Origin of the sequence: Streptomyces sp. NPDC057638, from assembly GCF_042800315.1 — a bacterium.
Taxonomy (GTDB): Bacteria; Actinomycetota; Actinomycetes; order Streptomycetales; family Streptomycetaceae; genus Streptomyces.
Map to the genome: position 1 here is coordinate 1 of NZ_JBHVHF010000292.1, position 10,152 is coordinate 10,152.

At 72.1% G+C, this 10,152-nt stretch carries 8 protein-coding genes; 7 read left to right on the top strand and 1 reads right to left on the bottom strand.

Going from position 1 to position 10,152, the window contains the following annotated elements:
* The first annotated feature begins 602 nt into the window (after positions 1-602).
* The 6 genes from ACFVIM_RS28485 (at position 603) to ACFVIM_RS28510 (ending at position 7,578) form a co-directional block, all read left to right on the top strand.
* On the top strand, positions 603-845 hold the full coding sequence (locus tag ACFVIM_RS28485) for a Trm112 family protein (RefSeq protein WP_384307103.1): 243 nt from the start codon (positions 603-605) through the stop codon (positions 843-845).
* A gap of 117 nt (positions 846-962) precedes the next feature.
* Complete coding sequence (locus ACFVIM_RS28490) at positions 963-2,105, top strand: SIS domain-containing protein (protein WP_384307106.1); 1,143 nt, start codon at positions 963-965, stop codon at positions 2,103-2,105.
* A 685-nt stretch (positions 2,106-2,790) separates the two neighbouring features.
* Entirely contained in the window at positions 2,791-3,954 is a 1,164-nt protein-coding gene (gene manA, locus ACFVIM_RS28495; RefSeq protein ID WP_384307109.1) for a mannose-6-phosphate isomerase, class I, read from the top strand.
* Between the two features lie 68 nt (positions 3,955-4,022).
* Positions 4,023-4,973, top strand: a complete 951-nt coding sequence (locus ACFVIM_RS28500) for a cation diffusion facilitator family transporter (RefSeq protein ID WP_384307111.1) — start codon at positions 4,023-4,025, stop codon at positions 4,971-4,973.
* A gap of 230 nt (positions 4,974-5,203) precedes the next feature.
* The gene (gene ahcY / locus ACFVIM_RS28505; protein WP_384307114.1) at positions 5,204-6,661 is read left to right on the top strand and encodes an adenosylhomocysteinase; all 1,458 of its coding nucleotides are present in this window, start codon (positions 5,204-5,206) and stop codon (positions 6,659-6,661) included.
* 302 nt (positions 6,662-6,963) lie between these two features.
* On the top strand, positions 6,964-7,578 hold the full coding sequence (locus ACFVIM_RS28510) for a hypothetical protein (protein ID WP_384307117.1): 615 nt from the start codon (positions 6,964-6,966) through the stop codon (positions 7,576-7,578).
* 124 nt (positions 7,579-7,702) lie between these two features.
* On the opposite strand, the gene ACFVIM_RS28515 is transcribed toward ACFVIM_RS28510, so the two are convergent.
* Entirely contained in the window at positions 7,703-8,695 is a 993-nt protein-coding gene (locus ACFVIM_RS28515) for an RDD family protein (protein ID WP_384307120.1), read from the bottom strand.
* A gap of 119 nt (positions 8,696-8,814) precedes the next feature.
* On the opposite strand from ACFVIM_RS28515, the gene ACFVIM_RS28520 reads away from it, so the two are divergent.
* On the top strand, positions 8,815-9,822 hold the full coding sequence (locus ACFVIM_RS28520) for a stage II sporulation protein M (protein ID WP_384307123.1): 1,008 nt from the start codon (positions 8,815-8,817) through the stop codon (positions 9,820-9,822).
* Positions 9,823-10,152 lie beyond the last annotated feature (330 nt).

Sequence of the window (10,152 nt, forward strand, 5' to 3'; positions counted from 1 at the left end):
CAGCCTCAGCCCGCGGGCACACCACTGTCGCGCGCACCCCGTCCGTGCGGCGCCCGACCCGGGCCAGGAGGGGCACGGCGCCGACGGGGTGCGCGTGCCGATCGCCCCCCGCTCCGGTACGTCCCGCCCGGGCCGGTACTCGCCCCACCCTGTCCGCCCGACCGGCATCACCCCGCGACGCCTGGGCCCCACCCCGTGTCCGGCCGGTCGCGGGAATCGCCCTCACCGGAGACGCCCGAGTGCCGTCGGCCCGTGCCCGGGGCGGCCCACCGAGGGTCACCTCCGCGTCGGCCCGTGCCATCCCCTTTGATGCGCGGGCCGGGTCACGGTGCGCGAGGGCCTGGTCGTCTCCGTATGCCGACACCCGGGCCGCACGGTCCCGTCCCCTTGAGTCGCGGGCCGGGTCACGGGACCGGGGGGCCCGGTCGTCTCCGTATGCCGGCGCCCGCGCGGCTCGGTCGCCGCGCGCCCCGGCCCCGCGACGGCGGAACCCACCCGCATCGCCCGCCGGAACGCCCCGTACCAACGCGCCCCGACCCGCTCCCCAGCGGTACGCTGACGTCGCCCGCACCCGTCTCGTACCACCGAAGGACGCCCGCCTCATGCCCTCCCAGCTCGACCCCGGCCTCCTCCAGATCCTCGCCTGCCCCGCCTGCCGCGCTCCTCTCGCCGACCGCACGGTCGACGCCTCGGAGGCGCGGGACGAACAGGGTGAGCAGGGTGAGCAGGACGCGACGGCCGTCACGTCCGAGCTGGTCTGCACCGGCGACACCTGTGGCCTCGCCTACCCCGTCCGTGACGGTATCCCCGTCCTCCTCGTCGACGAGGCCCGCCGCCCCTCCTGAACCAGCCGCCCGACACGACACACGACACCCGCCCGCGACCCGCTCCCGCGACACCCGCCCGCGACGACCCGCTCCCGCGCCCCACCGCGACCGCCCGGCGATCGGAGACCCCATCCCATGCTCGACGAGTCACTCCTCGACGCTCCGGAAGCCCTCGCCCGCGCCGACCGCCGAGGTCTGCTGCGCGGCGCCGCGGAGGCGGGCGCCCGTGTCCGTACCGCCGCCCGTCACGCGGCCGAGGCCGGGATCGCCGAGCTGAAGCCGGAGGGCCGCCCCCGGGCCGTACTGGTCGCGGGTTCCGGTGCCGCGGCCACCGGCGCCGCCGATCTGATCAGTGCCCTCGCGGGCGCGGGCGCCCCGGTCACCCGGCTGCGTCCCGCCGGTGTCGCACCCGCCCCCGGCGCGCTGCGCTGGACCCTCCCGGGCTGGGCGGGCTCCTTGGACCTGCTGCTGATCGCCACCACGGACGGCACCGAGCCCGGTCTCGCCCTCCTCGCCGAACAGGCGTACCGGCGCGGCTGCACCGTCGTCGCGGTCGCCCCGCAGCGGTCCCCGCTCGCCGAGAGCCTCGACGGGATCCACGGCCTGGCCGTCCCGATGGCCACCGCCCCACACGAACAGCTGTACGAAGGGTCGCTGTCGGCCGGTCCCGGCGCGTTCTGGTCCCTGTTCACCCCCCTGGTCGCCCTGCTCGACCGCGTCGGCCTCCTCGAAGCACCCCTGGAGACCCTCGCCGCCGTCGCCGACCGGCTGGACCGCACCGCCGAACGCTGCGGCCCCGCCATCGCCACCTACAGCAACCCGGCCAAGACGCTCGCCGCCGAGCTGACCGACAGCCTCCCCCTCATCTGGACCGAGGGCACCGGCGCCGCCCCGGTGGGCCGTCGCTTCGCCGCGGTCCTGGCCGAACTGGCCGGACGGCCCGCGCTCGCGGCCCCGCTGCCGGAGGCGCTCCCGGCCCATGGCGTCCTCCTCGCGGGCGACCTCGCGGCGGGCGCCGACCCCGACGACTTCTTCCGCGACCGGGTCGAGGAACCCCAGGCCCTGCGCGCCCGCGTGGTGCTGCTGCGCGACCGTCCCAGTGGCGGGCTGACGGCGGCCCCGGCCGCCCGCGAGCTGGCCCTGGGCCATGACACCCCGATCAGCGAACTCGAACCGGAGGGCGACGGCGGCGAGCTGGAGTCCCTCGCCGAACTCCTCGCCGTCACGGACTTCGCCGCCGTCTACCTCGCGCTCGCGACCCCGGCGACCCCCTCTTAGTGCTGTGACCGGACAGGTTCACCGGCCCGCGACGACAGCTACGGCACCTCTCCCCCTGGGCCTTCGGCCCGCCCGGGGGTACCCCCGGGCGGAGCCTGGGTGGGGGTACCCCCGGGCGGAGCCTGGGGGAGTGCCCCCAGCGCTGCCGGACCGCGCGAGTACGCCGAGTACGAGCCACGTACCTCCGCCGTGCGGCCCCTTCCCGCGGCCCTCGCGGGCCTGGGGGGGCGCCGCGCCTCGGCCCTCGCGGGCCTGGGGAGACCCCATGTACCGGACGCCGCGGGCCCACGGCGAACCGTCGTGTCCTCACCACGTCGTCCCTCCGCCGTGCCCCGGCACCGCACCCCCGCCCTTCGGGTACGTAAGGTGCTTCGGCGCCGCGCCCGCCAGGCACCGGGGCACCCCCGCCACCAGGCCCCACCAGACCCGCCGCCCGGACGTCATCCGGTGGGACGCCCATGCGGCCTTCGTCCGGGGAGACCCCATACGGGCGGACGGCGCTATGTTGAAGACCCCCTGGTGTCTTGCCCTGGCATGTCCCATACAGGCCGTACGGCCCGGTCGGAACCAGAACCGGTACGCACCCGGCCCGGCGCCTCTCCCGGGCGCCCGGCCCCGCGGACACCGAGCCCCACCAGCGGGAGCCACCCTCACCAGCCCCGCAAGGAAGAAGCAGAAGCAGACCATGGACCGCCTCTCCAACACCGTGCGCCCCTACGCCTGGGGGTCCACGACCGCCATCCCGGACCTGCTCGGCACCGCCCCCACCGGCGAGCCCCAGGCCGAGATGTGGATGGGCGCCCACCCGGGAGCCCCCTCGCGTATCGCCGGCGGGGCGCTCAACGATGTGATCACCGCCGACCCGGTCGCCCAGCTCGGCGCGCGGACCGTGGCCCGGTTCGGCCCCCGCCTGCCCTTCCTCCTGAAGCTGCTCGCCGCGGGCGCGCCCCTCTCCCTCCAGGTCCATCCGGACCTGGCGCAGGCCCGGGAGGGCTTCGCCGCCGAACAGCGCGCGGGCATCCCGTTCGACGCCCCGCACCGCAACTACAAGGACGCCAACCACAAGCCGGAACTCATCTGTGCCCTCACCCCTTTTGAGGGCCTCTGCGGCTTTCGTCCCCCCGCCGAGACGGCCGAACTCCTCGCCGGTCTCGATCTCGACCCGCTCAAGCCGTACGCCGACCTGCTCCGCGCCCAGCCGGAGGAAGCCGCGCTCCGGGAGGTGCTCACCGCCGTCCTGACCGCCGACCAGGAGGAGATGGCGGCCACCGTCGAACGCGCCACCGCTGTCGCCCACCGTCTCGGCGGCCCCTACACGCCGTACGCGACGCTCGCCCACCACTACCCGGGCGACGCGGGCGTGATCGCCGCGATGCTGCTCAACCATGTACGGCTCCAGCCCGGCGAGGCCCTCTATCTCGGCGCGGGTGTGCCCCACGCCTACCTCGACGGCCTCGGCGTCGAGATCATGGCCAACTCCGACAACGTCCTGCGCTGTGGCCTCACCCCCAAACACGTCGACGTCCCCGAACTCCTGCGCGTCGTCCGCTTCGACGCCCATGAACCCTCCGTACTGCGGCCCGAGGCATCCCCCTCCGGCGAGGAGCTGTACGACACCCCGGTCGACGAGTTCCGTCTCTCCCGCCACCTCCTGGCACCCGGCGCCACCCCCCGATACCTCACCGCCGACACCCCGCAGATCCTCCTGTGCACCGCGGGCCGCGTCACCGCGAACGAACTGACGCTCGCACCCGGCGAGTCGGCGTTCGCCCGTGCGGGCGAACCAGTCGAGATCTCCGCCCCGAACGGCCACACCGGCACCCTGTTCCGCGCCACTGTGGCGGTCTGAACCGCCGTCGCCGCGCATCCCCTCCGGCGACGCCCGTGTGACGTATGGACGAAGGGAACCCGGCACACATGAGCGCGTCCGGTGGTACGAAGGCGATCGTGGCGGCCCTCTGCGCCAACCTCGCCATCGCGGTGGCCAAGTTCGTGGCCTTCCTCTTCAGCGGCTCGTCCTCGATGCTCGCTGAGAGCGTCCACTCCCTGGCCGACTCCGGCAACCAAGCCCTGCTGCTCCTCGGCGGCCGCCGCGCCCGCCGCGCCGCCACCCCCGAGCACCCCTTCGGCTACGGCCGTGAGCGCTATATCTATGCCTTCCTCGTCTCCATCGTCCTCTTCTCGGTCGGCGGCATGTTCGCGATCTACGAGGGCTACGAGAAGATCAAGCACCCCCACCCGATCGAGGCCTGGTACTGGCCGGTCGGCGTGCTCGTCTTCGCGATCATCGCCGAGACCTTCTCCTTCCGTACCGCCATCACGGAGTCCAACCAGGTCCGGGGCGCCCTCTCCTGGACGGAGTTCGTCCGCCGGGCCAAGGCACCCGAACTTCCCGTCGTCCTCCTCGAAGACCTCGGTGCCCTGGTCGGCCTGCTGCTCGCCCTGCTCGGCGTCAGCCTCTCCCTCGCCACGGGCGACGGCCTGTGGGACGGGATCGGCACCCTGTGCATCGGTGTCCTGCTGATCCTCATCGCCCTCGTCCTGGCCGCCGAGACCAAGTCCCTCCTGCTCGGCGAGTCGGCCACGCTCGACGACCAGCGGAAGATCGCGGACGCCCTCGTCGACGGCGACAGCGTCACCCGGATCATCCATATGCGCACCCTCCACCTCGGTCCCGAGGAACTGCTGGTCGCGGCCAAGATCGCGGTCCCCAACGATGACACCGCCGCCGAGGTCGCCACCTCCATCGACGCCGCCGAGCGGCGCATCCGGGCCGCCTGCCCCATCGCCCGGGTGATCTACCTGGAACCGGACATCTACCGCACCCCGGCCGCGGACGACGGCCCCCCGCGCCCCTCCCGTCTCTGACCGGATCACGTCCCCGTGCGGGCTGGGGCTCACGGTGGCGGCCGGTGTAGATTCGGGGGAGTCAGGCGTCGCTGCTGATGGCGGTCGGGCGGCCCCCCGAGGGTCGGCCGAGTGGAGAGAGGGCCTCCGACGGACTGCGCTGCGAGCGGATCCCGGGCACACCCCTGCCCACCGCCGCACAGCCAGCCCTGCCCACGCCCCCTATCGCAGAACATGAGGAGCAGCCCGTCATGACGACTGTCGCCGCAGGCCAGGACTTCAAGGTCGCCGACCTCTCCCTGGCAGCCTTCGGCCGCAAGGAGATCACCCTCGCCGAGCACGAGATGCCCGGCCTGATGTCCATCCGCGCGGAGTACGCGCAGTCCCAGCCGCTCGCCGGGGCCCGGGTCACCGGCTCCCTGCACATGACCGTGCAGACCGCCGTCCTGATCGAGACCCTGGTCGCGCTCGGCGCCGAGGTCCGCTGGGCCTCGTGCAACATCTTCTCCACCCAGGACCACGCGGCCGCCGCCATCGCCGTCGGCCCGAACGGCACCCCGGAGAACCCCCAGGGCGTCCCCGTCTTCGCCTGGAAGGGCGAGACGCTGGAGGAGTACTGGTGGTGCACCGAGCAGGCCCTGACCTGGCCGAACTCGCCCACCGGCGGCCCGAACATGATCCTGGACGACGGCGGCGACGCCACCCTCCTGGTCCACAAGGGCGTCGAGTTCGAGAAGGCCGGTCAGGCCCCTGACCCGGCCACCGCGGACAGCGAGGAGTACGCCCACATCCTCACCCTCCTCAACCGCACCCTCGGCGAGAACCCGCAGAAGTGGACCCGCCTGGCCTCCGAGATCCGCGGCGTGACCGAGGAGACCACCACCGGCGTCCACCGTCTGTACGAGATGCACCGTGACGGCGCCCTCCTGTTCCCCGCGATCAACGTGAATGACGCGGTCACCAAGTCGAAGTTCGACAACAAGTACGGCTGCCGCCACTCGCTGGTCGACGGCATCAACCGCGCCACCGATGTCCTGATCGGCGGCAAGGTCGCCGTGATCTGCGGCTACGGCGATGTCGGCAAGGGCTGCGCGGAGTCCCTGCGGGGCCAGGGCGCGCGTGTGATCATCACCGAGGTCGACCCGATCTGCGCCCTCCAGGCGGCGATGGACGGCTACCAGGTCACGACCCTGGACGAGGTCGTCGAGATCGCGGATCTGTTCATCACCACCACGGGCAACAAGGACATCATCATGGCGTCGGACATGACGCGGATGAAGCACCAGGCGATCGTGGGCAACATCGGCCACTTCGACAACGAGATCGACATGGCCGGCCTGGGACGGATCCCGGGCATCGTCAAGGACGAGGTCAAGCCGCAGGTCCACACCTGGACCTTCCCCGACGGCAAGGTGATCATCGTGCTGTCCGAGGGTCGTCTGCTGAACCTGGGCAACGCGACCGGTCACCCGTCCTTCGTGATGTCCAACAGCTTCGCCGACCAGACGCTGGCGCAGATCGAGCTCTTCACCAAGCCGCAGGAGTACCCGACCGACGTCTATGTGCTCCCCAAGCACCTGGACGAGAAGGTCGCCCGGCTCCACCTCGACGCCCTCGGCGTCAAGCTGACCACCCTGCGCCCCGAGCAGGCGGAGTACATCGGCGTCAAGGTCGAGGGCCCCTACAAGCCCGACCACTACCGCTACTGAGCTACTCCCACCGGGCCTGGTCCCCGTCCCCGCGGACGGCGACCGGGCCCGGTGGCCCCTCACCCGGTGAGTGTTCTCCCGGGTGACCCGTCTCCGGGCACAGGGCCCGGCGCCCACGAGCGGCGACCGACCCCCGCCGAGCCTCACATGACCTACATCCGGCGGCCCTGACGCGCACCCCCGCGGCCCGCATACCCAGCCGCCCACGCCCGAGCGCCCTCATCCCGCCTGTGAGAGCCTTCAGCCGACCGAGGGCACCCCCGCGCCCACGAGCCTCACCGCACAAGGACCCCGACGCCCCTATGCCCCGCGGCCGGTATTCGCTCCATGATCCGCACGATCACACCCCTCTCGGCGAAGAACACTTCCACTGCGCGCCCGGCCCCTCCGGCTGGCGCTATGTCTCCCAGCTCACCACCCCCTCCGGCGACCACGCCGGTTCCGTCGACCTCGCCCTCGACGAACTCGGCCGCCCCATCCGGCTCGAACTCCACGCCGCGAGCTGGCAGGTCCGCGGCGCCGCGCTCGACGGTGTCACCTGGGTCCGTACCGACCCCAGCGGCACCCACGCCATCGAAGGCAACGCCCCCGCCCACGCCTTCACCGGCACCTCCCCCGCGTTCCTCGTCGCGACCGCCCGTCTGCTGCGCCTCACCCCCTCCTCCCCGGCCACCCGTGTACGCCTCGTCGCGTTCACGGACCCGGTGCTCGCCCCCCGTACTCTCGATCAGTCCTGGGCCCTGGTGACCAGTGAAACCCACCCCACTGACAGTGGGCTGCTGACCGTGGACGAATACCAGGTCAGCGCCCTGGACACCGGTGAGCAGCACACGATCCACCTCGCCGGCGATGTCGTCCTGGCCGCCCCGGGCATCGAACTGGAGCACCTGGAGTCCCCGCCCTCGGTCCTCCCCTGACCCCCGGCACGGCCGCCTCCGCTTTCAGTCCCTCGACCTCGTCCCAGGCCCCGGCCCTCCCACCGGCGGAACACACCTCCGGGACGACGCCTGGGGAGCGACCTCCCCAGAACACCGGGAAGCTCTAGGCGGGAGGAGCGAACCCCGTCCCCCGTACCGGCTTCCCCGCCGCCCCCGGCTGGTGCTGCCCCTCCCCGACCGTGCCCGTCTCTCGGTTCCCCTCACCCACCACATCGACACCGGTCGCACCATCGGGTACCGCGGACGGGGCGACGAACCCCGTGGCCGCCCTTGTCACCGGAACCTCACGCCCGCCCGTATCCCCGACGAGCGCACCCACCGCGGTACCGGCTTCCCCGCCCCCGGCCGCCCCCGCGAACGCCCGCCGGGCATCCCGTGTCTGCCGCTCGTTCACCAGCGCCGCCAGATAGACGGCGGGAGGCATGCCCTCGGGCATGGGCGCCCCGGTCCGTTCCGCCAGCTCACCGGAGAGCCGCCCGGCCAGGGACCAGCTCACCCCGGCGTCCAGCTCGCCCATCCGCGTCAGGTACTGACGTATCGCGAGCCAGAGTGGCTCCGGCACCGTCGACAGGTCCAGCTCGGCGAACCGGCCCCCGAGCCAGTGCGGCGGGGGAGGGAGGCCCGCGTCCCGTCGTACGGGCACCCGCTCCCGTATCACCAGCGTCCCGGCGAAGAGATCCCCGACCCGCCGCCCCCGCGCCGACGCCAGCGACGCGATACAGGCGATGACCCCGAACGACATCAGGATCTCCACCACCCCCATTGCCCCCCGCACCAGCGCGTGCCGGAACCGGATCGGCCCCCCGTCGTCCCGCACCACCCGCAACCCACAGGCGAGCTTGCCGAGTGACCGCCCCTGGCTCAGCGTCTCCACGGCGATCGGCCCACCCACCAGGACCAGCACGAACGTCGCGATGGAGAGTGCCCGCGCCGCCGCCTCGTCCAGCGACGCGGTCGCCACCGCGACCCCGAGCGACACCAGCAGATACACCGTGAACACGACCACCATGTCGAGCGCGAGCGCGAGCGCACGCGAGGGCAGCCGCGCGGGCTGCACTCCCAGGACGACCGCGTCCCCTGTCACCAGCGCACTCATCGCGGCCTCCCTCACCACCGACCTGACCTGCCCGTCCCGATCTCAGTCTGCCAAGCTGACGGACAGCGCGACGCAGTCGTACGAACCGTACGTACCCAGTGCCTGGAGCAGCAGCCGACATGGATCTCGACGTCTTCGTGACCGCCCATCGCGCCGAGTGGGACCGCCTCGAACACCTCCTGCGCCGTGGCCGCCGCCTCACCGGCGAGGAGGCCGACGAACTCGTCACCCTCTATCAGCGCACCGCCACCCATCTCTCCCTGATCCAGTCCACCGCCCCCGACCCGGCGCTCACCGGCCGACTGACGCGGCTCGTCGCGCGCGCCCGCGCGACGGTCACCGGTACCCGCCGCGCCACCTGGCGTGACGCCGCCCGCTTTCTCACCGAGGGCTTTCCGGCCGCCGTCTACCGCACCCGCTACTGGTGGATCCCGACGGCGGTCCTCTCCACTCTTGTCGCCGCCCTCATCGGCTGGTGGATCGGAGCCAACCCCGATGTCCAGTCCGCCATCGCACCCCCGGCGGAACTCCGCGAGCTGACCCGCCCCGGCGGCGAGTACGAGACGTACTACTCCAGCAACCCCGCGGCCTCCTTCGCCGCCCAGGTATGGACGAACAACGCCCAGGCCGCCGCGCTGTGCCTGACCCTCGGAGCCTTCCTCTGCCTCCCCGTCATCTGGGTACTGCTCCTCAACATGCTGAACCTGGGTGTCGGCATCGGCCTGATGTCCGCGGTGGGCCGCCTGGACACCTTCCTCGGCCTGGTCCTCCCACACGGTCTCCTCGAACTGACCGCTGTCTTCATCGCCGCCGGCACCGGTCTCCGCCTCGGCTGGACCCTGATCGACCCGGGCCCGCTCCCTCGCCGTACGGCCCTCGCCCAGCAGGGCAGGGCCGCCCTCGGCATGGCCATGGGACTGGCGCTCGTCCTTTTCGTATCCGGCTTGATCGAAGGCTTCGTCACCCCCTCCGGACTCCCCACCTGGGCCAGGATCTCCATCGGAATCGCCGCTGAGCTGGCCTTTCTCGCCTACGTCTACATCCTGGGCGCCCGAGCCGCCCGCACTGGCGCCCAGGGCGACATCGCCGAAGACGACCGCGGCGCCGACCTCCCCACCGCCGCCTGATGTGCGTCCGCCCTCTCTGACCTGCTAGTCTCCTCCTCGTCCGCAAAAACCGTTGACACGGTCCATGCGGGGAGGTAGATTCAAACGGTTGCCTCGGACTGGACACAGTCGAGTGCGACCGGATAGTTTCTCTCTCGCTCTCAACGGAAATTCAAATTCCCGGAGAGCCAATCGACTCCTTCATCAGGATCACCACGCTGATTCGCTCAGCCGAAATGCTTCTGATAAAGTCGGGTCAGCCGAAAGGCGAAGGCCACTCCAACGGCCACTGGATCGGAAAGCCAGCCGGAAACGGCGGGAAAAAGATCTGGTAAGGTTGGAAACACCGAA

Coding starts and splice junctions, on each gene's coding strand:
- ACFVIM_RS28485 (WP_384307103.1), top strand. CDS start 603: ATGCCCTCCCAGCTCGACCCCGGCCTCCTCCAGATCCTCGCCTGCCCC.
- ACFVIM_RS28490 (WP_384307106.1), top strand. CDS start 963: ATGCTCGACGAGTCACTCCTCGACGCTCCGGAAGCCCTCGCCCGCGCC.
- manA (WP_384307109.1), top strand. CDS start 2,791: ATGGACCGCCTCTCCAACACCGTGCGCCCCTACGCCTGGGGGTCCACG.
- ACFVIM_RS28500 (WP_384307111.1), top strand. CDS start 4,023: ATGAGCGCGTCCGGTGGTACGAAGGCGATCGTGGCGGCCCTCTGCGCC.
- ahcY (WP_384307114.1), top strand. CDS start 5,204: ATGACGACTGTCGCCGCAGGCCAGGACTTCAAGGTCGCCGACCTCTCC.
- ACFVIM_RS28510 (WP_384307117.1), top strand. CDS start 6,964: ATGCCCCGCGGCCGGTATTCGCTCCATGATCCGCACGATCACACCCCT.
- ACFVIM_RS28515 (WP_384307120.1), bottom strand. CDS start 8,695: ATGAGTGCGCTGGTGACAGGGGACGCGGTCGTCCTGGGAGTGCAGCCC.
- ACFVIM_RS28520 (WP_384307123.1), top strand. CDS start 8,815: ATGGATCTCGACGTCTTCGTGACCGCCCATCGCGCCGAGTGGGACCGC.